Origin of the sequence: Flavobacterium sp. LC2016-12, assembly GCF_015351595.1 — a bacterium.
Taxonomy (GTDB): Bacteria; Bacteroidota; Bacteroidia; order Flavobacteriales; family Flavobacteriaceae; genus Flavobacterium.
This window is the reverse complement of sequence record NZ_JADKPT010000001.1, coordinates 42,004-62,667: the sequence shown is the minus strand read 5'-3', so window position 1 is coordinate 62,667 and position 20,664 is coordinate 42,004. Positions and strand designations below refer to the sequence as shown.

Below are 20,664 nucleotides of genomic sequence, written 5' to 3'. Positions count from 1 at the left end.
TGTGGTTAAAAAATATCTATAATTTTTAGCAAAAAAAAAAACCATTCGCAGCAAACGAATGGTTTTATGAATATTTATTTCTTAAGTGATTGCACTCTGAAACTTAACTAATTATAATCTTGTGCTCCTGACGATATTGAGACGCACTTACACCAGTATACTGTTTGAAGGATTTACTAAAATGGCTAAAATTATTAAAACCACTTTCATAACAAACCTCATTTATACTTATTGGCTTCTCTGCCAAAAGTTTTGAAGCATGCACCAAACGATATTCGTTGACAAACTCAGTAAATGTTTTGTTCGAAACTTTCTTGAAATACCTGCAAAACGAAGGTGTTGTCATACTAACCAGACTTGAAACCTCATCGATAGCAATTGATTCCTGAAAATTATCTTTCACAAAATTAAAAATCATCTTCATTCTGTCATTATCCTGCGTGTTGAGTTCTAGTGAGAAACCATCTGCATTAAGCACCGTATATTCTTCTGATGCCTCAAGCTCATCTAAAATACTCAAAAGGGTTAATAAACGCTCAAACGGAAGCTGGCTCTCCATCTTTTCTATTTTATCGCCAATTTGCTTTTTAGTTTTCCCTCCAAAAGCAATTCCTCCTTTAGACTGTGTCAGTACGTTTTGAACCCTTCTCATCTCCGGAGCACCAAAAAAGTCGCTGCCTAAAAATTCAGGTTTGATATGAATAACTGTTTCGTTTATATTTCCTGTCAGCTCATTTGTAAAACCACAATGAGGCAAATTCGCACCTATCAGCATCAAACTACCATTCGTATAGTACGAAACGTGGCTTCCTATTTGTCTTTTTCCTGCCCCACCGTTTATATAAACCAACTCAATTTCAGGATGATAATGCCATAAATGAGCTTTGCTATTGGTCTTTTCGGCGTGTTTAGTGTAGGTAAAAGAACTTCCATATGAGTTTGATATCACTTCAAGAGCTGGGGCTATTGTCTTCATGATAAAATCTTTAAATAATAATAGCAAAATTAACAAAAACACCTAAAATAATTCAAATTTTAACCTATAACGGTTTCGTAAATGAGAATTTTTCATCACTTCCTACTTTTAAACATAGTCAAAAACGACTCAATTTCACTATTTTTTTCAAGACCCTTATTTTTATCCTTGATTTTTTTAATATATCGCATTTTATTCCGCTTTTTTATATGCATGCAGCATTCTTTGTAAGAATTACGGAATATTTAAAAAATGTTAAAAAGTAAAAAAACATTGAAAAATAACAACTGAATTAACCAAAACACCTATAATAATTTAAATTTTAACCTATAACGGTTTCGTAAATGAGAATATAGCATATAAATTGGCTAATAGAGTTGTGAAAAAAAATCTACTACTGAAGTAATTTAGCATCAGAAAAAGGAACTAATAATTTAAAGCAATAATGGTTATGAAAAAGATTTTAAAATTAAGTTTAGTGTGTGCAGTACTTTTTACAGGAATGAGCACTTATGCAATTGATGGTAACGAAGATTTTACTCTTCATGTATTAAAAGGAAACGGAAGCGGAAAATTAGTAACTTTTGCTCTTAACCAGGTTAAAAAAGCAACCTTAACTATATATGATAAAGATGGTTCAGTACTTTATTATGAAAATGCTACAGGTAAAGACGGAATCTTAAGAACTTTCAGTTTCGAAGAATTTCCAGCAGGAACTTATATCTTAGAAGTGGAAGACAGCTTAAAAAAAGTAAAACATGAAATTACAGTAACTGGTGATTCTTCTTCATTATCAGCAAAAGCAATTTCATCAGCTTATAAAGCAGATACAACTGCAAAAAATACTAGCGTAGCAGCACGCTAAAAAAGTTTATACTCGCATACAGTATAAAAATGAGGTTAGATAGTTAGTAAAGTTTAAAAACTGAAAAGTTTTAGAAACAGCTCTTTGTGGTTACTGAGCTGTTTTTTTTTGCTCTTTATTTTTTTTAATTGCCACGAAGGCACGAAGTCACAAAGTTTTTTAAAGTTTAGTTTATCAATCCTGACTCAGGAACGATCACATTAAAAGCTCGACAAATATTGAGGAATTTCTGTGCGGAACTTTAATATTATCCTTCGTTCCTTAGGAGGATACGTATTGCATTTGAATCTTACGCAAAGACACAAAAATGTAAAATTTTGTTTCACGCAGATTCTGCAGATTTAAGCAGATTTTGCAGATTTATTTTTTTATTTATAATCTGCGCCTATCTTCCTAAATCTTTTTTAAATCTGCGTGAAACCAAATTTTACGTTTAAACCTTCAAGCAAACTTTTTGTAAGAAATACAGATAATTTTACATTTTCTTAAACACTACAAAACGTTGAAAAATAATAGGAGTTTTACCAAAAACGATAAATATAATTCAAATTTTAACCTATAACGGTTTCGTAAATGAGAATACAGCATCTAAATTGGAAAATAGAGTTGTGTTAAAAAAAGGATTTCAGAAGTAATTTAGCATCAGAGAATTAGAACTATTAATTTAAAAACTAATGCCATGAAAAATATTTTAAAATTGAGTTTAGTATGTGCAGTGCTTTTCACAGGAATGAGTACTTATGCAATTGACGGAAATGAAGATTTTAACCTTCATGTATTAAAAAGAGATGGTAAACTAGTGACTTTTGCGCTTAACCAGGTTAAGAAAGCGAATTTAACTATTTATGACAAAGATGGTTCTATATTATATTATGAAAATGCTACTGGTAAAGATGGCATTTTAAGAACTTTTAATTTTGAAGAATTTCCTGAAGGAACGTACATCTTAGAAGTAGAAGACAGTGTAAAGAAAGTAAGACATGAAATTACAATAACTGATGAAGCTACAGTTTTATCATCAAAAGCAATTTCATCTGTTTATAAAGCAGATTCAACTGCAAAAAGTACAAGCGTAGCAGTACGCTAAAAAAGTTTATACTCTCATAAAGTATAAAAATGAGGTTAGATAGTTAGTAAAGTAAAAACGTGATTGTTTATAAACAGCTCTTTGTGGTTATTGAGCTGTTTTTTTTGTGCTTTACTTTTTTGCCACGAAGACACTAAGGCACAAAGTTTTTTTAAGTTCAGTTTGCCATCCTAACGCCGGAAGGATCACACTAAAAGCTCGACAAATATTGAGGAATTTCTGTGAGGAACTTCTAGTATTATCCTTCGTTCCTTAAGAGGATAAGTATTGCATTTAAATCTCACGCAAAGACACAAAAATGTAAAATTTTGTTTCACGCAGATTCTGCAGATTTAAGTAGATTTTTTTTATTTATAATCTGTGCGTATCTGCCAAAATCTTTTTAAAATCTGCGTGAAACCAAGCTTTACGTTTAAACCTCCAAGAAAGTTTTTTTGTAAGAAATACAGATAATTTTACATTCCCTTAAACAGCGCGAAATTTTGAAAAATAATAAGCGAATTAACTAAAACGATAAAAATAATTCAAGTTTTAACCTATAACGGTTTCGTAAATGAGAATACAGCATCGAAATCGGAAAATAGAGTTGTGTAAAAAACCTTACAATGTAAGTAATTTAGCATTAGAGAATTAGAACTATTAATTTAAAAACTAATGCAATGAAAAAGATTTTAAAATTGAGTTTAGTATGTGCCGTACTTTTCACCGGAATGAGTACTTATGCAATTGACGGGAATGAAGATTTTAATCTTCATGTTTTAAAAACAAATGGAAAGCTTATCACATTTGCCCTTAATCAGGTGAAAAAAGCAAGCTTGTCTATTTACGACAAAGATGGTAATCTAATTTATTCTGAAAATGCTTCAGGTAAAGATGGAATTTTGAGAACTTTTAGCTTAGAGGAATTTCCGGAAGGAACTTACTATTTAGAAGTGGAAGATAATGTGAAAAAAGTAAAACATGAAATTACGATTACTGATGAAGCTACTGTTTTATCAAAAAAAGCAGTTTCATCAGTTTACAAAGCAGGTTTCTACAATAAAAATACAAGTGTAGCAACACGCTAAAAAGTTTATACATGCAGTATAAAAATGAGGTTAGATAGTTAGTAAAGTTTAAAAACTAAAAAGTTTTAGGAACAGCTCTTTGTGGTTAAAGAGCTGTTTTTTTATGCCATATATTTAGAAAATTTTCTGCCCCGAGTTATTTTTGAAAAATTATTCTTAATAATTTTAAAAGTCTGATTTTTACACTTTTAAAAAATAGCTAAAAAAAACATCCAATCCTTAAGTTTTTACGTACATACTTTAACAAAAACATCGAAACATCTTTAATTCAGCAACTTATCCGTTTGAAAACGGCATTTTTTTGCACAAAATTAATTTTTTTTGTTAGTTTTACCGTTCCACTATTTAGTATTAAACAATTTAAAAACAATTTAAAAAAACATGACAAATTTTACCAAAATGGGCATGGTTGTAGCCTTATTTCTAACAACAATTTTTACCTACGCAATTGATGGAAAAGGAGATTATATTTTGAATATAATTACCGGAAACGGAAAAGTAGTTAGTTTTACTTTAAACACCGTTGAAAAATCAGTTTTTTCTATTTATGATGAAAATCACAATTTGCTTTACACAGGAGATTCTGCTGCAGACAAATTAGAAATTTCAAAAACAATAAGTTTAGAAGGTTTTCCAGCCGGAACTTATGTTTTAGAAGTAACAGAAAGCGGTAAAGTTGCTAAACATGAAATTAAAGTTGTAGCTAAAAAAGTGAAAAAAGTTGCACTAAACGAATCTGTAAACGAAAGTCCAGCTTTTCGTCGCTAATCACTCTTTTTGCCCAAAAAGTTAAAAGCAGCTCTTCCTACGAGCTGCTTTTTGTTTTCTTACTATACAATATAATATGATTTTTACGTTTTGATAGTAGTCTTAACAAACTGTTACTATGAACGTTAAATTCACATTTAACCGTTAAAACAACCAAAAATCAATAGATTTAAATACATTTGCACAATTAAGTTACTTATTATCAAAGGCCTATGAGAAAAAAGCTAGCCATTTTATTACCATTCACTTTTTTTTGTTTAAAGCTTTCTGCTCAAAATGAAAATTATGTAACCAAGAAAACTGGCGAAAAATACGCTTATGTTGATGTAACCAAAACTTACGAAAAAGTGGCCGCAAAAGGGTATAAATCTATAGATCTGTTTCAGAAACTAGGAAATTCTTCTTATGCTATTTGCAATCTGGATAAAGCAGCGAAATGGTACGGCGAGTTATTTGCCATGACATATGATCTTGAACCAATGTATTATTACCGATATGCAGAATCGTTACGATTCATTTCTCAAAATGAAAAAGCCGATGCATTGATTGAACGATTGAAACGCAAATCTAAAATAGCAACTAAAAAGAAATAAAAATTATAATAGTACACTTCTGTCTATAAAATAAAAGCAGCTCTAAAATAGAGCTGCTTTTTGTTTATGTTTTTCTTCTAAGAAAAATTACATATTCCTTCTATACTGCCCACCAACCTCAAACAAAGCCGAAGTAATCTGACCCAATGAACAAACCTTTGTAGCTTCCATTAAATGGTCAAATAAATTTTCGTTTTTAATAGCTGCTTCCTGCAGTTTGTTTAAGTGCTCGTTTACTTTTGCTTCGTGGAACTGGTGTAAGTTATCCAGCATCGTAATTTGATATTGTTTTTCTTCTTCGGTGGCGCGAATTACTTCTGCCGGAATTACCGTTGGAGAACCTTTTGAACTTAAGAACGTATTTACACCCACAATTGGAAAATCTCCATTGTGTTTTAAAGTTTCGTAATACAAACTTTCTTCCTGAATTTTAGAACGTTGGTACATGGTTTCCATAGCACCTAAAACGCCTCCTCTTTCTGTAATTCGGTCGAATTCCTGTAAAACAGCTGCTTCCACTAAATCTGTTAATTCTTCGATGATAAACGATCCCTGAATTGGGTTTTCGTTTTTCGCCAAACCTAATTCTTTATTGATAATCAACTGAATCGCCATGGCGCGACGCACTGACTCTTCTGTTGGTGTTGTAATCGCTTCATCGTAAGCGTTTGTATGTAGTGAATTACAGTTGTCGTAAATCGCATACAAAGCCTGCAAAGTTGTTCTGATATCATTAAAATCAATTTCCTGCGCGTGTAACGAACGACCAGAAGTTTGAATATGGTATTTTAGCATTTGTGCTCTTTCGTTGGCTCCGTATTTGTTTTTCATGGCTTTCGCCCAAATTTTACGAGCCACACGACCAATCACTGAATATTCAGGATCTACTCCGTTCGAGAAAAAGAACGATAAATTCGGTCCAAAATCGTTAATGCTCATTCCGCGGCTCAAATAGTATTCCACGTAAGTGAAACCATTTGAAAGCGTGAAAGCCAACTGTGTAATTGGGTTCGCTCCTGCCTCAGCAATATGATATCCTGAAATCGAAACAGAATAGAAATTACGAACGTTTTTGGTAATAAAATATTCCTGAACGTCACCCATTAATCGAAGTGCAAATTCAGTTGAAAAAATACAGGTATTTTGCGCCTGATCTTCTTTTAAAATGTCAGCCTGAACCGTACCACGAACTTGTGATAAGGTTTTTACTTTTATTTCATTGTATACATCCAAAGGCAAAACCTCATCTCCGGTAACACCCAAAAGCATTAATCCTAAACCATTGTTTCCTTCCGGTAAATCGCCTTGGTATTTTGGACGTTTAGTTCCTTTTTCCTTGTATATTTTGTTGATTTTAGCTTCAACTTCTTTTTCTAAATCATTCTCCTTAATATAATACTCACATTGCTGATCAATTGCGGCATTCATAAAGAAACCTAATAACATCGGTGCTGGTCCGTTAATGGTCATACTTACTGATGTTAAAGCATGTACCAAATCAAAACCGGAATACAGTTTTTTAGCATCATCTAAACAACAGATTGAAACTCCGGCATTTCCAATTTTTCCGTAAATATCCGGACGCAAATCGGGATCATTTCCGTATAAAGTCACACTGTCAAAAGCCGTCGAAAGTCGTTTTGCCGGCAATCCTGCGCTTACGTAGTGAAAACGTTTATTCGTTCTCTCTGGTCCGCCTTCTCCGGCAAACATTCTTGACGGATCTTCGCCTTCTCTTTTAAAAGGATATAATCCTGAAGCAAAAGGAAATTCTCCCGGAACATTTTCCTGTAAACTCCAACGTAAGATATCGCCCCAGGCCTCATATTTAGGTAAAGCAATTTTCGGAATTTGTAGGTGTGATAAACTCTCGGTATGTGTCGCGATTTTAATTTCTTTATCACGAACCTTAAAGGTATAAACCGGGTTTTTATATTTGTTTACTTTCTCATCCCAATTCAGAATAATTTCCCAATTGTACGGATCTAAATCCATTTTTACTTTATCAAATTGATTTAGTAAAAGGTTTAAGAAAATTCTATTTTCATCATGTTCCTGAATACCGCTTGGTAAAACAGTTGCATCATCAAGTCCTGCCTTTGTAATTTGTGGAATTTTACCAGAAACAGATTCTATAGTCTTGAAAATTCCGTATAATTTCTGTGCTACTTTTTGTTGAGAAAGTGCAATTTCATCATAACTTCTGTTGTTCTCTGCGATTTCAGATAAATAACGTGTTCTGTGTGGCGGAATCACGAAGATTTTCTCGCTCATTTCACGCGTAATCTCAAAAGTCGATTTTAAATCAGAACTGGTTTTCTCGACAATCTTATCCATGATCGCTTTATAAAGCGTGTTCATTCCAGGATCATTAAACTGTGAAGCAATAGTTCCAAAAACCGGCATTTCATCCGGATTTTTATCCCATAAATTATGGTTGCGCTGGTATTGTTTTTTAACGTCGCGAATGGCGTCTAAAGCACCTCTTTTATCAAACTTGTTTAAAGCTACTAAATCAGCAAAATCAAGCATGTCAATTTTCTCCAATTGTGTTGCAGCTCCAAATTCCGGTGTCATTACATATAAGGATACATCAGAATGATCCATAATCTCTGTGTCAGACTGTCCAATTCCTGAAGTTTCAAGGATAATCAAATCGTATTTTGCAGCTTTTAAAACCTGAATGGCTTCGGCAACATATTTAGATAAAGCCAAATTCGATTGACGTGTCGCCAACGAACGCATATAAACACGAGGATTATTAATCGCATTCATTCGGATTCTGTCTCCTAATAAAGCGCCTCCAGTTTTTCTTTTAGATGGATCGACAGAAATCAATCCTATTGTTTTTTCCGGGAAATCAATTAAAAAACGACGAACCAGTTCATCAACTAAAGAAGATTTTCCGGCACCACCTGTTCCGGTAATTCCTAGAACTGGTATTTTAGAATCAGCATTATTAGTATGAATCTGATCAAAAACTGGTTTTGCAATCTCAGGAAAATTCTCAGCAGCCGAAATCAAACGTGCAATTGCAGTTGGAATTTTATTTTCAATATGATCGATTTCTCCATTTAGTTTATCTCCAATAGGATAATCGGCACGTTGTACTAAATCATTAATCATTCCCTGTAAACCTAAAGAACGGCCATCATCCGGAGAATAAATTCTGGTAATACCATATTCATGTAATTCAGAAATTTCGCTTGGCAGGATTACTCCTCCGCCTCCACCAAAAATCTTGATATGTCCCGCTCCTTTTTCATGAAGCAAGTCATACATATATTTAAAGTATTCATTATGCCCACCCTGATACGATGTCATTGCAATGGCATTTGCATCTTCCTGAATAGCGGTATTTACCACTTCTTCAACACTTCTGTCGTGACCTAAATGAATCACTTCGACACCCGTTGACTGTATAATACGACGCATAATATTAATCGCTGCATCGTGCCCGTCAAAAAGAGAGGCTGCGGTGACAATTCTTACTTTATTTTTAGGAATATATGGTATTTGTTGTTCCATTTTATGAATATGATAATTTTAAGGGAGCAATTTACAAAATATTTTAATATTTGATTACTTCCCTAGCTTTATGTTAACAAAAAAAAGAATAGTTTTTTTGTCTTGAAGGGTAACAATTTGAGACCTAATCAAATATACTATATATAAACCTACAAAACGTGGCAATTTCGCAACATTAAAATAAAATATAACAACATGTTTACCAGTGTCCTACACTAATTTTACATCGTAGAAAAGCCCCAAATTTTTACCAAAACTTACTTATTCAAGCAATAACGTAAAAATTTAAAATAAAATGAAAACATTATATCCAATCACCGCAATCTTAATTACAAGTTTCTTTCTTTCCTCTTTTAATAACTTGGACAAAAATGATTTAGAGAAGAAGAAAGCATTAACTCATAATTACATTTCTACTAATGATGATGTAGTAGATAATGAACTTTTGAGTGATTTTTTCAAAAGATACACTAACCTAAAAAAATACCAAAACGATGTGATCTCTTTATACAAGGACAGATCGTACGGAACTATTTGGTTTGAAAATGGAAAAATTACGGAATACGGAATTTTATTGTACTCAAAAATAACTACCGCTAGTTTTGAAGTACCACTTGAATTTCCGTACAAAAATGAAATTGACCAGATATTCAATAAAACAGCAACAGAAAAACCTTCAAAAACAGATTCTGACATGTTATTAAGTGCCGCTTACATTATATATGCCCACCATACATTTGAAGGAGTAGATATTGAAACCGTTAAAAATTCAGAATGGTTGTTGCCTAAGAAAAAAGTAACTGTTGATACTTTAACAGCTGCTTCAACTACAAAACCTGTTGCGGAGAATAATAATAAAATTGTAAAATTTGATCAATACAACAAACTTCAGACTGTTCTAAACAAATATAGAAAAATAGAGAAAGACAATACCTGGAAACCGATACAAGTTGAAACTCCTTTTAAAGACATCAGACCTGATGCAAAATCAGCTACAATTGCTCAAATCAGAAACAGATTGTTTGTGATGGGAGATTTACAAAACGACTCAAAAAGTGATTTTTATGATCAGGAATTAATGGAAGGTGTAATGAAATATAAAGTCCGTAGCGGTTTAAAACCAAATTACATTATTTCTGAAGCCAATATTAAAGACATGAACGAGTCGATACAGGAAAAAATTAAAAAAATTACCATTAACATGGAGCGTTGTAAAGAGATTTATCCAACTTTATTAACAGACACCGAATATGTAATGGTCAATGTTCCTTCATTTGAGTTGATTTATGTAAAAAATGGTAAAGTAGAACTGGTATCAAAAGTTTTTGTTGGAGCACCATTAACTAAAACAACTATTTTTAGCGGAAAAATTGAAAAAGTGGTTTTTAGCCCTTATTGGACAGTTCCGCAAAGTATTGTTGAAAATGAATTAAAAATGAAAATAGCTGCCGACCCAAATTATTTGGCAGAGCGCAATATGGAAATGGTAAATGGTATGGTGAGACAAAAACCGGGTCCGAATAACTCATTAGGTTTAGTGAAATTTATTTTCCCAAATCCGGATGATATTTACATGCACGATACACCATCTAAAACCTTGTTTGATTTTGAACAAAGAACTTTTAGCCACGGTTGTATTAATGTACGTGATGCTAAAGAACTAGCAATTGCAATGGTGAAAGATTATCCGGAATGGACCACTGAAAAAATTGATCAGGCTATGGACGGAACAGCAGAAACGACTTTTAAATTACCGACTTCAGTTCCAATCTATATTACTTATTTTACAACATGGGTAAACGAAGCGGGTCAGGTAAGTTTCTTTCAGGACGTTTATGAAAAAGATAGTGATTTTGACCAAAACCTTTCTCCTGAAAATAATGTTGTAAGCAATTAAAAATATATTTTTTTTAAACTCGGGGGTAATTTTAGAATTTGATTAGAATTTGGAAGAAAAATAATATCTTTCGAATATTAAACTCAAATCTAAAATTACCCTTTTATTATGGAAGATAATTACACAGAAGTTAGAAAAAATTGGTGGGACAGAAACTGGAAATGGTTTGTTCCGACCGGATGTCTGGGTCTTATAGTTCTTTTTGGATTGTTTATTGCCGGAATCTTCTTTGGTGTAACTTCGATGATGAAAGATTCTGATGCTTATAAAGAATCCATGACTATTGTACAACATGATAAATCAGTAAACGACAAACTAGGAAGTCCTATTGAAGCTGACGGAATGGTGAGTGGCAATATCAGTATTCATAATGATACGGGAAACTGCGATTTACAAATTCCGATAAAAGGCTCTAAAGGCAAAGGAACGTTATTTGTGGTTGCCGAGAAAAGAGGCAAATGGAAATACAGTCAAATGTCTGTTTATATTGAAGCAACGGATGAAGAAATTGATTTACTGGCTAAGTAATTTTTTAATTTCCTGTCAATGAAAAAACTTTTTTTATTTGCATTTATTTTCTTTTTTATTAATTGTAAAAAGGATCTAAAAAGTAAAAAAGAATCTCTTTTAGATTTTAATCAATTCTTTGAAAAATTTGCTACGGATAGTATCTATCAAAAAGAACATATTAAATTTCCTTTGAAATGTCTTTTTTACGATAACGCTAATTATGAAAAACTTGAAACTGAATTAATTGCTTCTAAATCTGATTTTAGATATATTGATTTTTCAAAAGATTCTAAAGCAATGAATCAAGAAACTGATAAATTTACCATCGAAAAGGAAAAAATAAAACAGGGATTAATCTATAAGCGAGTAGGTTATGACAATGGAATATATCAATTATATGAATTTAAAGTAATAGAAAATTGCTGGTATTTAATTAAAATAACTGATGAATCAACTTAAAGAGCATACAATTCCTATTCTAATAGTTAGCAAAAGAGTACTAAATAGCGTGACTTTTGCAACAGTTTTATATCTATTCTTTTCATGCAACAAGATTGAAAATCAGAGTACATTGAGTAAAGATGACATTCAATATATAAAAAGCCTCAAAATACTTGACGATAATGAAACTATCTATCGATTCTATAGTAATTTCAAACTAAAAAATGCTGGAAATTTCTTTACTGATAAAAGACTAGCATCCTATTGGATTGATAAAAGAGACCAAAGAAAAAATGAAATAGTCTTTGCTTATTATCATGATATTTCAAAAATTGATACCGTTTACAAAGCTGGAGCAACATATTGCCCCTACCTTCTTGTTACAGCAAAAAACGGAAGTACCTTTAAGGTTAGTGTAGAAGGTGAAAAAAAAGAAATTAAATCATTTTTTGAACGTGCGCTTCAGGAATGGAGAAAAAGGAAAAATTAATAGTTAGAACCCAAAATTTTCCTTCATTTTTTCATTCTAAGAAACGGAGATCTCCACAAGGTTATATAAGTTATCCTAATAATGGCTTACATCTTTCTTCTATATTCTATATTCTATATTCTATATTCTATATTCTATATTCTATATTCAAAAATCTCACAACCTTAGCATCTCAGAACCTCAAAATCTTAAAAAAGTTAATTATGAAACAAATTACTTATGCTCCTAAAATAAAATTGTGGCTTTGTTTTTGAATAAGTAGTATTTTTGAACTCATAAAACCCCAAACATGAAAAAGATTTTATTATTAGCCCTTACGTTCTCACTTACATCCTGCGCTGAGATGCAGCAAACATTAAATCAGTTCCCGCAAATTTCATCACAAATTCCAGGAGTGGGCGGTGTAGATATTGCTTCCGGATTGAAAGAAGCATTAAACAAAGGAATTACACAACAAGTTAGTAAATTAACTGCTGTTGATGGTTTTTATAAAAATGAAGCAGTAAAAATTTTGCTTCCGGCAGAATTACAAAAAGTAGATGCTACTTTACGAAAAATAGGTTTAAGTTCATTAGCCGATGAAGGTGTTAAAATGCTAAATCGTGCTGCTGAAGATGCGGTAAAAGAAGCCACTCCTATATTTGTATCAGCAGTGAAAAACATGACTTTTACAGACGCTAAAAACATTTTGTTAGGAAACGACAGCGCTGCAACAAGTTATTTGCAAGGAAGTACAACAACAGCTTTATACGGAAAATTTAATCCGGTGATTAAAAGCTCGTTCGAAAAAGTAGGTGCCGATGTCGTTTGGACAAAGATTATTACAAAATACAATACGATTCCGTTAGTTAAAAAGGTAAATCCTGATTTGACTGATTATACAACAAACCAGGCTTTGTCTGGTGTTTTTAAAATGATTGCTGTTGAAGAAAAAGAAATCCGAAATAATATCAGCGCAAGAACAACGCCTTTATTAAAAAGTGTTTTTGCGATGCAGGACGGAAAATAAAGACGCTTAACCGCAAAGAGCGCAAAGGTTTACGCAAAGAACGCTATGTTTTTTTTCTTTGCGAACATAGCGTAAACCTTTGCGAACCTTGCGGTTAAATTTCAAACCTAAAACAAAAAACCAACCAAAAATGCAAAAAATTACCATTCTGATTCATTGTAAAGACCAAAAGGGAATTATTGCCGCTGTTACAACTTTTATTGCAAAAATGGAAGGCAACATTATCTATATCGACCAACACGTTGATGTGGAACAAAATGTGTTTTTTATGCGATTGGAATGTGAATTAACGAATAACCACATTACTGTTGAAAGCTTTAAAGAAGATTTTAATAAATCTCTTGCCTCTGATTTTAATATGTCGTGGGATTTGTACAATCAGGAACAAAAACCAAAAATGGCTTTGTTTGTTTCTAAATATGATCATTGTTTATTTGATATTTTAGGACGTTACAGCGCTGGAGAATTGAATGTCGAAATTCCGGTAATTATTAGCAATCATAATGATTTAAGATCGATTGCAGAACGTTTTGACATTCCGTATCACTGTGTGCCTTTTACAAAAGATAATAAAGAAGAAGGCGAAGCCAAACAAATTGAGCTTCTTAAAAGATATCAGATCAATTTTATTGTTTTAGCGCGATATATGCAGATTATTACGCCAAAATTGATTTCGCTTTACGAGAATAAAATCATTAATATTCACCATTCGTTTTTACCGGCTTTTCCAGGTGCAAAACCTTATCATTCGGCTTTTAAACGTGGGGTGAAAATTATTGGAGCAACAAGTCATTATGTAACTGCCGAATTAGACGAAGGTCCAATTATCGAACAGGATATTGCAAGGGTATCGCATATTCATTCTGTTGATGATTTTATTATGAAAGGACGAGATTTGGAACGTATTGTTTTGGCTCGTGCTATTAAATTACATGCCGAGCGTAAGACTATGGTTTATAGTAATAAGACAGTTGTTTTTTCTTAGGTACAAAGAGGCAGAGGTACAAAGGTTCAAAGGTTTTTTACTGCAGGATTTTTTACCGCAAAGTGCGCTAAGGTTATATTTCTTTGTCTTTACTGAAACTTTATAAAGTTCGCAAAGCTTTGTCTATAAAAATTAAAACGTAACGAAATCCGCCTATAAAACGTAAACCAAAAATTCTTATATAGTTCCGGAGGAACAAATTATATTTCTTAGGTGCAAAGAGGCAGAGGTTCAAAGATTAAAAGGTCTTTTCGTGAAACTAAATAATTAACCCCGACAGATTTAAAAGCCTATCGGGGTTAATTATTTAATTTTAATAAAGCCCAGAAACCTTTGTCCCTTTGAACCTATGAGCCTTTGAACCTTTGAACCTCTCTTACCTTGCCACTATCGACAATCTCGGGTCATCAAAGTTATTTACTTCATCCATTGTTAATCCTAAAGCATTTGCTACGCCTTCTCCGTATGCAGGATCTGCTTTGTAGCAATTGCGGATATGACGAACCTGAATAAATTTCTGGGCTCCTCCTACTTGTCCGGCCGTATTTTTAAATAACAATTGCTTTTTCTCATCTGTTAGTAAACGGAACAATAAGCCTGGCTGCGTGAAATAATCGTTATCATCTTCCCTGAAATTATGGGCGTACGCATCACCATGAAGTTTTAATGGCGGCTCTTTGAATTCTGGTTGTTCCTGCCATTCTCCAAAACTATTTGGTTCATAATGTTTACGGCTTCCGTTATTTCCGTCTACGCGCATTGTTCCATCGCGGTGGAAAGTGTTATAAGGACATCTTGCAGAATTTACCGGAATTTGGAAATTATTTACACCTAAACGGTAACGGTGAGCATCTCCATAAGAGAATAATCGTGCTTGGAGCATTTTATCAGGAGAAAAACTAACTCCCGGAGGTACATGCGCCGGGTTAAAGGCTGCCTGTTCTACTTCAGCAAAATAGTTTTCAGGGTTTTTATTTAATTCAAATTCACCAACCGGAATTAGCGGAAAATCGCCTTTTAACCAAACTTTAGTTAAATCGAAAGGATGAAAACGATAATTCTCAGCTTGTTCTTCTGTCATGATTTGCACAAACATTTTCCATTTTGGGAAGTTTCCTTCTTCAATGGCATCATACAAATCTCTTTGGTGGCTTTCTCTGTCACCGCCCACTAATTTGGCTGCCTCTTCATCAGAAAGATTATCAATTCCCTGTTGTGTTACGAAATGGAATTTCACATAATGTCTTTCGTTTTGATGATTGATGAAACTAAAAGTGTGACTCCCGAATCCGTGCATTTGTCTGTACGATCTCGGAATTCCTCTGTCACTCATTACGATCGTAATTTGATGTAAGGCTTCGGGTAATAAAGTCCAAAAATCCCAATTGTTATCAGCACTCCTCAAATTGGTTCTTGGATCACGTTTTACGGCGTGATTTAAATCCGGAAATTTCATCGGATCACGGAAAAAGAAAACAGGTGTATTGTTCCCTACCAAATCCCAATTCCCTTCATTGGTATAAAATTTCATGGCAAAACCACGAATGTCCCTTTCGGCATCAGCAGCACCTCTTTCTCCTGCAACAGTAGAAAAACGCACAAACATTTCGGTCTTTTTACCAATCTCCGAAAACAAGTCGGCTCTTGTGTATTTTGTAATATCATGTGTAACCGTAAAAGTTCCGTATGCACCAGAACCTTTGGCGTGCATTCTTCGCTCCGGAATTACCTCACGATCAAAATGCGCCATCTTTTCTAAAAACCAAAAATCTTGTAATAAAACAGGTCCGCGAGGTCCGGCTGTCTGAATGTTTTGATTGTCTGGAACCGGCGTTCCGGTTGCAGTTGTTAATTTTTTGTCTAATTCCATCTTGCTGATATTTAATGTTTTATCAAATATACAAACTAATACTTATCATATTCATAAGTAAAATTGATAGTTATTATATTATAATAATTAAAAACAATTTACAGCAATAAAATCCTCAAAATGAACTCTTAAAAAATCTTAACTTATGTCCAACAAAGTAATAACAAAACCTTAACAGCAAAACATTCATATATGTTAGATCTTTGTAGTGTAATAAACTGGTTATTTATTATTTTGGTTTTGGTTAGTTAAATGATGCCGGCGTCTTCGAGATGCCGGCATTCTTTTTTTGTGGATTTTTTGTTTTTTTAGTTTGCTTCGCCAGTTCGGCTTTCAGCCTCGGGTCAGGTTTCAAGTTTCAGGTTGCCTTACTTTGAACATAAATTTAACCGCAAAGTGCGCTAAGATTTTTATTCTCTTGGTTTTTATAGAAACGAAAAGTTCGCAAAGCTTTGTGTTGATCTAGCTTTGCGGTTAAAACATCTCGGTTAAAACATCTCGGTTAAGTAAAATCTTAGCGCACTTTGCGGTTAAATAAACGTTCCAACAAAACTTGAAACTTGAAACAAAGAAAACTTGAAACTAACTTCTCAATCTTTCGTGGAGTAATTTGAAATACGGGAAAGCCTTTAAAAGTCGGCTGCCGTGCCAGGAGAACATTTCGCCGTCGACGAAGATGGTTTTGGCGTGATGTGTAAAACGGCCTATTTCAAAAGCGTCTTCTTCTTTGAAAGGATACGGTTCTGATGAAAGGAAAACCAGATCAGGATCGCCTTCTAATCTCATTTTTTTAAGTTCTATTTCAGGATAACGACCTTTCTCTTCGTAGATATTCTCAAAATGATTCAGTTTTAATAACTCATTTATATACGTATCTTTTCCTGCAACCATATAGGGATTCTTCCAAATAAAATAAGCTGCTTTTTTTGATGGAATATCCTGAATGTATTTTTTGAAATCGTTTAGAGCGAAATTTAATTTATCATTCCATTTTTGAGCTTCGGTTCTGCAATTAAACAATTGACCGAAATCTGAAATCATCTGAAAATTATCCTCCACAGAAACAATATTCGTTACCCAAACCGGACAAATCGCACTTAATTGCTCCACGATTTCAAGTGTATTTTCTTCTTTGTTACAAATGATAATATCGGGCTGCAATAATTTTATTTTCTCAAAATGAATCTTCTTGGTTCCGCCAACAACTTTCTTAGTCGATTTTAAATGATACGGATGCACGCAAAACTTTGTAATCCCTATTATTTTTTCTTCTAAACCTAAATCAAATAGTAATTCGGTTTGAGAAGGAACCAACGAAATAATACGTTTTGGAGCACTCTCAAAAGAATGTAAACTACCAAGCTGATCTTTTAATTGTTTCATTTTATTTTTGTTTCAGGTTTTCTTTGTTTCAGGTTTCAAGTTTTGTTGGAATGTTTATTAACCGCAAAGTTCGCTAAGGTTTACGCTATGAACGCAAAGTTAATCCCTTTGCGAGCCTTGCGAAAAAACTTTGCGAACTTTGCGGTTAAATTATGTTCAAAGTAAGGCAACGTGAAACTTTAAACCTGAAACCTGGAATTTAAAATCTCTTCCATTTCCTGTTGCACTTTCAATGCTTCTTCCCTTGCTTTTTCAGCGAAGTCTGTTCCTTTTGAGGCGTAGATAATTGCTCTTGCAGAGTTTACTAACAAACCAACTTTATCGTTCATTCCGTATTTGCATACTTCAGATAAACTTCCGCCCTGAGCGCCAATTCCGGGAACTAATAAAAAACTGTCCGGAACAATTTTTCTGATGTCTGCGAAATATTCGGCTTTGGTAGCACCAACCACATACATTAGGTTTTCACTATTTTTCCACGTTTTAGATGTTTCTAAAACTTGTTTGTATAATTCAGTTCCGTTGGTAGTTAAGGTTTGAAAATCAAACGCACCTTCATTAGACGTTAAGGCTAACATGATAGTATGTTTATTTTCGAAAGCCAGAAAAGGTTCAACTGAATCTTTTCCCATATAAGGTGCAACGGTTACACTATCAAAATTTAAATCTTCAAAAAAAGCTTTCGCATACATGCTTGAAGTATTCCCAATGTCACCACGTTTTGCATCGGCAATCGTAAACTGTTCAGGAAAATTTTCATTAATATAATTGATTGTTTTTTGCAATGACATCCACCCTTTTATTCCATATGCCTCGAAGAAAGCGGTATTTGGTTTGTACCCAACAGCCAGATCGTGAGTCGCATCAATTATAGCTTTATTGAACTCGAAAATAGGATCTTCTGTTTCCAATAAATGAGGTGGTATTTTGGTCAAATCAGGATCTAAGCCAACGCATAAAAATGATTTTTTTTGAAGAATTTGTTCGTGTAGTTGTTGTGTTGTCATATTGTATTTTACTAGTGCGGCAAAATTACAAATAATATTATTGGTTTGCGAATGATTTTCGGCCTCTAATTTCACGAATTTTTACGAATTGAATGATCGTAAAACTGGATTTCACGAATTAATTTTTGTCCTAATTTCTATAAACATTGAATTCCTATAACATCTTCTTAAAATTGTATAAGAGAACAAACTAACTCCTAATCTATTTTTGTAAAATAACCTTAAATCAAGCAATTATGAGCCCAAATATCGGAATTAGTCCAAAAAACTTAAAGAAAAGCACAAGTATATTAGCCACTATATTATCTAACGAAATGACTTTGTATGTTAAGACCAGAAAATTTCACTGGAACATTTCAGGAAACAGTTTTATGGAATTACACAAATTGTTTGAAGATCAATACCGAATTTTGGAAGCTAACATTGATGAAGTTGCAGAACGTATCAGCCAGCTTGGTGAAAAAACAATTGGTACAATGAAAGAGTTTATTGAAAACTCAACCTTAAAAGAATCTCCAAAAGAATATGCATCACAAAAGCACATGCTGGAAGAACTTTTGGAAAATCACGAGCAACTGGTAACAGAATTCAGAACTTATATTCCTGTTTTTGAGACTGAAAACAACGATATTGGTTCGGCTGATTTTATTACAGGTTTATTACAGGAACATGAAAAAATGGCCTGGATTTTAAGACGTTATCAGGTTTAACAAAATATCAAATGTGAATTATACAACAGTTAGCCGTATAAATGTAACAACAACCTAACCGATAATTTGCAATTTTACAATACTATTAATATACAAATACAACAATCATGAATACGACTCAAATAAAGGGGAACTGGAACGAGATGAAGGGGAAACTTAAACAGCAATATGCAGAACTTACAGATGATGATTTAATGTACGCTGAAGGTAAAGAAGATGAAATGTATGGAAAGCTTCAGCAAAAATTAGGTAAGACCAAGGAAGAGGTTCAAAAAATCATTTCAGATTTATAAAATCTTCCCGGTCAGCCAGGATACCGTCTAATAAAAAAAACATTAGACGGTATTTTTTTGATTTTTTTTAGTATATTCATGAATTACTTGAAGTATCCGATGGGTCGTGCGCCCGGAACCAAAAATAATTTAATTATCTTTAACCAAATTTTTATAAAATGAAACTATTTATAAAGTTCGACATAAACACCATTTGTTCTCTTTATTTAAAGCAAAATCTTGAAGAACAAAATGTAAACTTTAAAACTTTAGGTTTTGGTGAGATCGAAATTGAAGATAATCTGAACGTTGAAGCACTTGAAGCCTTAAAAGAAAATTTAGCTCCTCATGGTTTTGAAGTAGTTGAGAACCAAAAAAGTGTTTTAGTTCAAAAAATTAAGGATGCTATTATTGAGCTTGTTTTCCTGGAAGACAGTAACAATTATAAAAGTTCTGTATTTTTAGCAGAAAAACTTAACCATAGCTATGGCTACTTATCCAACGTTTTTTCAGAAGTAACCTATTCCTCAATTGAAAATTTTATCATTTTACAAAAAATTGAAAGAGCCAAACAATTGATAATTATTAATGAAATGAGTTTGACGGAAATTGCTTTTTTACTAAATTACTCAAGTGTTGCACATTTAAGTACGCAGTTTAAAAATACTACCGGAATTACGCCATCGGCTTTTCAGAGAATCATTAAAAAACGAAGAGAAAATTTAAAATAAAACCTAAATACTATACTAAAATGCAAAAAAACGCATTAAATATTTTATTGGCTGATGATGATGAAGATGATCGTCTTTTTTTCAAAGACGCTTTTGAAGAAATCAAAATACAAACCAAAGTACAATTTGTTCATGATGGAATGCAGTTAATGGATCATTTATTGGATCCTGAAACGAAATTGCCGGATATCTTGTTTCTGGATTTGAATATGCCAAAGAAAACAGGTAAGGAATGTTTGATCGAAATTAAAAAAACAGATTATCTAAAAAACATTATTATTGCCATCTACTCCACTTCATCATCTGAAGAAGATATTGAAGATACATTTGTACAAGGAGCCAATATATATATAAAAAAACCAAGCGATTTTAATACGCTTAAAAAAATAATCAACGAAGTCGTGACGGTTAACTGGCATTACCATACATCCGGTTTGAATCGTGATAACTTTTTGTTACGACTAAAATAATACGC

At 33.0% G+C, this 20,664-nt stretch carries 20 protein-coding genes; 15 read left to right on the top strand and 5 right to left on the bottom strand.

Features of this window, described 5'->3' with window-relative positions:
- Positions 1-103 precede the first annotated feature (103 nt).
- Entirely contained in the window at positions 104-976 is an 873-nt protein-coding gene (locus tag IRZ99_RS00310; protein ID WP_194655381.1) for an AraC family transcriptional regulator, read from the bottom strand.
- Positions 977-1,427: 451 nt separating this feature from the next.
- Here IRZ99_RS00310 and IRZ99_RS00305 point away from each other — a divergent pair, with 451 nt between their 5' ends.
- The 5 genes from IRZ99_RS00305 (at position 1,428) to IRZ99_RS00285 (ending at position 5,356) form a co-directional block, all read left to right on the top strand.
- Entirely contained in the window at positions 1,428-1,841 is a 414-nt protein-coding gene (locus IRZ99_RS00305; protein ID WP_194655380.1) for a secretion protein, read from the top strand.
- 679 nt (positions 1,842-2,520) lie between these two features.
- Positions 2,521-2,928, top strand: coding sequence for a secretion protein (locus IRZ99_RS00300; RefSeq protein WP_194655379.1), 408 nt, complete (start codon positions 2,521-2,523; stop codon positions 2,926-2,928).
- Positions 2,929-3,587: 659 nt separating this feature from the next.
- A complete protein-coding gene (locus IRZ99_RS00295; RefSeq protein ID WP_072975597.1) occupies positions 3,588-3,995 on the top strand; it encodes a DUF3244 domain-containing protein in 408 nt (135 codons plus the stop codon).
- A 381-nt stretch (positions 3,996-4,376) separates the two neighbouring features.
- The gene (locus IRZ99_RS00290; protein WP_194655378.1) at positions 4,377-4,763 is read left to right on the top strand and encodes a secretion protein; all 387 of its coding nucleotides are present in this window, start codon (positions 4,377-4,379) and stop codon (positions 4,761-4,763) included.
- Between the two features lie 212 nt (positions 4,764-4,975).
- The gene (locus IRZ99_RS00285; protein WP_194655377.1) at positions 4,976-5,356 is read left to right on the top strand and encodes a flagellar motor protein MotB; all 381 of its coding nucleotides are present in this window, start codon (positions 4,976-4,978) and stop codon (positions 5,354-5,356) included.
- An 87-nt stretch (positions 5,357-5,443) separates the two neighbouring features.
- Here IRZ99_RS00285 and IRZ99_RS00280 read toward each other — a convergent pair whose 3' ends face one another.
- On the bottom strand, positions 5,444-8,884 hold the full coding sequence (locus IRZ99_RS00280) for a methylmalonyl-CoA mutase family protein (RefSeq protein WP_194655376.1): 3,441 nt from the start codon (positions 8,882-8,884) through the stop codon (positions 5,444-5,446).
- Between the two features lie 295 nt (positions 8,885-9,179).
- On the opposite strand from IRZ99_RS00280, the gene IRZ99_RS00275 reads away from it, so the two are divergent.
- From IRZ99_RS00275 to purU, 6 genes are all read left to right on the top strand, one after another.
- Positions 9,180-10,781, top strand: coding sequence for a murein L,D-transpeptidase (locus tag IRZ99_RS00275; protein WP_194655375.1), 1,602 nt, complete (start codon positions 9,180-9,182; stop codon positions 10,779-10,781).
- 108 nt (positions 10,782-10,889) lie between these two features.
- On the top strand, positions 10,890-11,309 hold the full coding sequence (locus IRZ99_RS00270) for a cytochrome c oxidase assembly factor Coa1 family protein (protein ID WP_194655374.1): 420 nt from the start codon (positions 10,890-10,892) through the stop codon (positions 11,307-11,309).
- Positions 11,310-11,327: 18 nt separating this feature from the next.
- A complete protein-coding gene (locus IRZ99_RS00265) occupies positions 11,328-11,750 on the top strand; it encodes a DUF4348 domain-containing protein (RefSeq protein WP_194655373.1) in 423 nt (140 codons plus the stop codon).
- A complete protein-coding gene (locus tag IRZ99_RS00260; RefSeq protein WP_194655372.1) occupies positions 11,737-12,222 on the top strand; it encodes a hypothetical protein in 486 nt (161 codons plus the stop codon). The genes IRZ99_RS00265 and IRZ99_RS00260 overlap by 14 nt, the downstream gene beginning before the upstream one ends.
- Positions 12,223-12,511: 289 nt before the next feature.
- A complete protein-coding gene (locus tag IRZ99_RS00255; protein ID WP_072975615.1) occupies positions 12,512-13,231 on the top strand; it encodes a DUF4197 domain-containing protein in 720 nt (239 codons plus the stop codon).
- Positions 13,232-13,361: 130 nt separating this feature from the next.
- Positions 13,362-14,216, top strand: a complete 855-nt coding sequence (gene purU, locus IRZ99_RS00250; protein ID WP_194655371.1) for a formyltetrahydrofolate deformylase — start codon at positions 13,362-13,364, stop codon at positions 14,214-14,216.
- Positions 14,217-14,592: 376 nt separating this feature from the next.
- Here purU and IRZ99_RS00245 read toward each other — a convergent pair whose 3' ends face one another.
- From IRZ99_RS00245 to pyrF, 3 genes are all read right to left on the bottom strand, one after another.
- Positions 14,593-16,086, bottom strand: coding sequence for a catalase (locus IRZ99_RS00245; RefSeq protein WP_194655370.1), 1,494 nt, complete (start codon positions 16,084-16,086; stop codon positions 14,593-14,595).
- A 582-nt stretch (positions 16,087-16,668) separates the two neighbouring features.
- Positions 16,669-17,469: an ABC transporter substrate-binding protein gene (locus IRZ99_RS00240; protein WP_194655369.1), complete on the bottom strand. Its 801-nt coding sequence runs from the start codon at positions 17,467-17,469 to the stop codon at positions 16,669-16,671.
- Between the two features lie 179 nt (positions 17,470-17,648).
- The gene (pyrF, locus tag IRZ99_RS00235) at positions 17,649-18,476 is read right to left on the bottom strand and encodes an orotidine-5'-phosphate decarboxylase (RefSeq protein WP_194656114.1); all 828 of its coding nucleotides are present in this window, start codon (positions 18,474-18,476) and stop codon (positions 17,649-17,651) included.
- Positions 18,477-18,712: 236 nt separating this feature from the next.
- Here pyrF and IRZ99_RS00230 point away from each other — a divergent pair, with 236 nt between their 5' ends.
- The 4 genes from IRZ99_RS00230 to IRZ99_RS00215 all read left to right on the top strand — a co-directional run bounded on the left by IRZ99_RS00230 (position 18,713) and on the right by IRZ99_RS00215 (position 20,659).
- Positions 18,713-19,186 carry a Dps family protein gene (locus IRZ99_RS00230; RefSeq protein ID WP_194655368.1) on the top strand — a complete coding sequence of 158 codons (474 nt, stop codon included), beginning with the start codon at positions 18,713-18,715 and terminating at the stop codon, positions 19,184-19,186.
- 107 nt (positions 19,187-19,293) lie between these two features.
- Positions 19,294-19,479, top strand: coding sequence for a CsbD family protein (locus IRZ99_RS00225; protein ID WP_194655367.1), 186 nt, complete (start codon positions 19,294-19,296; stop codon positions 19,477-19,479).
- 158 nt (positions 19,480-19,637) lie between these two features.
- Entirely contained in the window at positions 19,638-20,189 is a 552-nt protein-coding gene (locus IRZ99_RS00220; protein ID WP_072975628.1) for an AraC family transcriptional regulator, read from the top strand.
- 20 nt (positions 20,190-20,209) lie between these two features.
- Complete coding sequence (locus tag IRZ99_RS00215) at positions 20,210-20,659, top strand: response regulator (RefSeq protein ID WP_194655366.1); 450 nt, start codon at positions 20,210-20,212, stop codon at positions 20,657-20,659.
- Positions 20,660-20,664: the final 5 nt, after the last annotated feature.

Excerpts from the sequence above, each read along its gene's own strand:
- IRZ99_RS00310 (WP_194655381.1), bottom strand. The coding sequence starts at position 976 with ATGAAGACAATAGCCCCAGCTCTTGAAGTGATATCAAACTCATATGGA.
- IRZ99_RS00305 (WP_194655380.1), top strand. The coding sequence starts at position 1,428 with ATGAAAAAGATTTTAAAATTAAGTTTAGTGTGTGCAGTACTTTTTACA.
- IRZ99_RS00300 (WP_194655379.1), top strand. The coding sequence starts at position 2,521 with ATGAAAAATATTTTAAAATTGAGTTTAGTATGTGCAGTGCTTTTCACA.
- IRZ99_RS00295 (WP_072975597.1), top strand. The coding sequence starts at position 3,588 with ATGAAAAAGATTTTAAAATTGAGTTTAGTATGTGCCGTACTTTTCACC.
- IRZ99_RS00290 (WP_194655378.1), top strand. The coding sequence starts at position 4,377 with ATGACAAATTTTACCAAAATGGGCATGGTTGTAGCCTTATTTCTAACA.
- IRZ99_RS00285 (WP_194655377.1), top strand. The coding sequence starts at position 4,976 with ATGAGAAAAAAGCTAGCCATTTTATTACCATTCACTTTTTTTTGTTTA.
- IRZ99_RS00280 (WP_194655376.1), bottom strand. The coding sequence starts at position 8,884 with ATGGAACAACAAATACCATATATTCCTAAAAATAAAGTAAGAATTGTC.
- IRZ99_RS00275 (WP_194655375.1), top strand. The coding sequence starts at position 9,180 with ATGAAAACATTATATCCAATCACCGCAATCTTAATTACAAGTTTCTTT.
- IRZ99_RS00270 (WP_194655374.1), top strand. The coding sequence starts at position 10,890 with ATGGAAGATAATTACACAGAAGTTAGAAAAAATTGGTGGGACAGAAAC.
- IRZ99_RS00265 (WP_194655373.1), top strand. The coding sequence starts at position 11,328 with ATGAAAAAACTTTTTTTATTTGCATTTATTTTCTTTTTTATTAATTGT.
- IRZ99_RS00260 (WP_194655372.1), top strand. The coding sequence starts at position 11,737 with ATGAATCAACTTAAAGAGCATACAATTCCTATTCTAATAGTTAGCAAA.
- IRZ99_RS00255 (WP_072975615.1), top strand. The coding sequence starts at position 12,512 with ATGAAAAAGATTTTATTATTAGCCCTTACGTTCTCACTTACATCCTGC.
- purU (WP_194655371.1), top strand. The coding sequence starts at position 13,362 with ATGCAAAAAATTACCATTCTGATTCATTGTAAAGACCAAAAGGGAATT.
- IRZ99_RS00245 (WP_194655370.1), bottom strand. The coding sequence starts at position 16,086 with ATGGAATTAGACAAAAAATTAACAACTGCAACCGGAACGCCGGTTCCA.
- IRZ99_RS00240 (WP_194655369.1), bottom strand. The coding sequence starts at position 17,469 with ATGAAACAATTAAAAGATCAGCTTGGTAGTTTACATTCTTTTGAGAGT.
- pyrF (WP_194656114.1), bottom strand. The coding sequence starts at position 18,476 with ATGACAACACAACAACTACACGAACAAATTCTTCAAAAAAAATCATTT.
- IRZ99_RS00230 (WP_194655368.1), top strand. The coding sequence starts at position 18,713 with ATGAGCCCAAATATCGGAATTAGTCCAAAAAACTTAAAGAAAAGCACA.
- IRZ99_RS00225 (WP_194655367.1), top strand. The coding sequence starts at position 19,294 with ATGAATACGACTCAAATAAAGGGGAACTGGAACGAGATGAAGGGGAAA.
- IRZ99_RS00220 (WP_072975628.1), top strand. The coding sequence starts at position 19,638 with ATGAAACTATTTATAAAGTTCGACATAAACACCATTTGTTCTCTTTAT.
- IRZ99_RS00215 (WP_194655366.1), top strand. The coding sequence starts at position 20,210 with ATGCAAAAAAACGCATTAAATATTTTATTGGCTGATGATGATGAAGAT.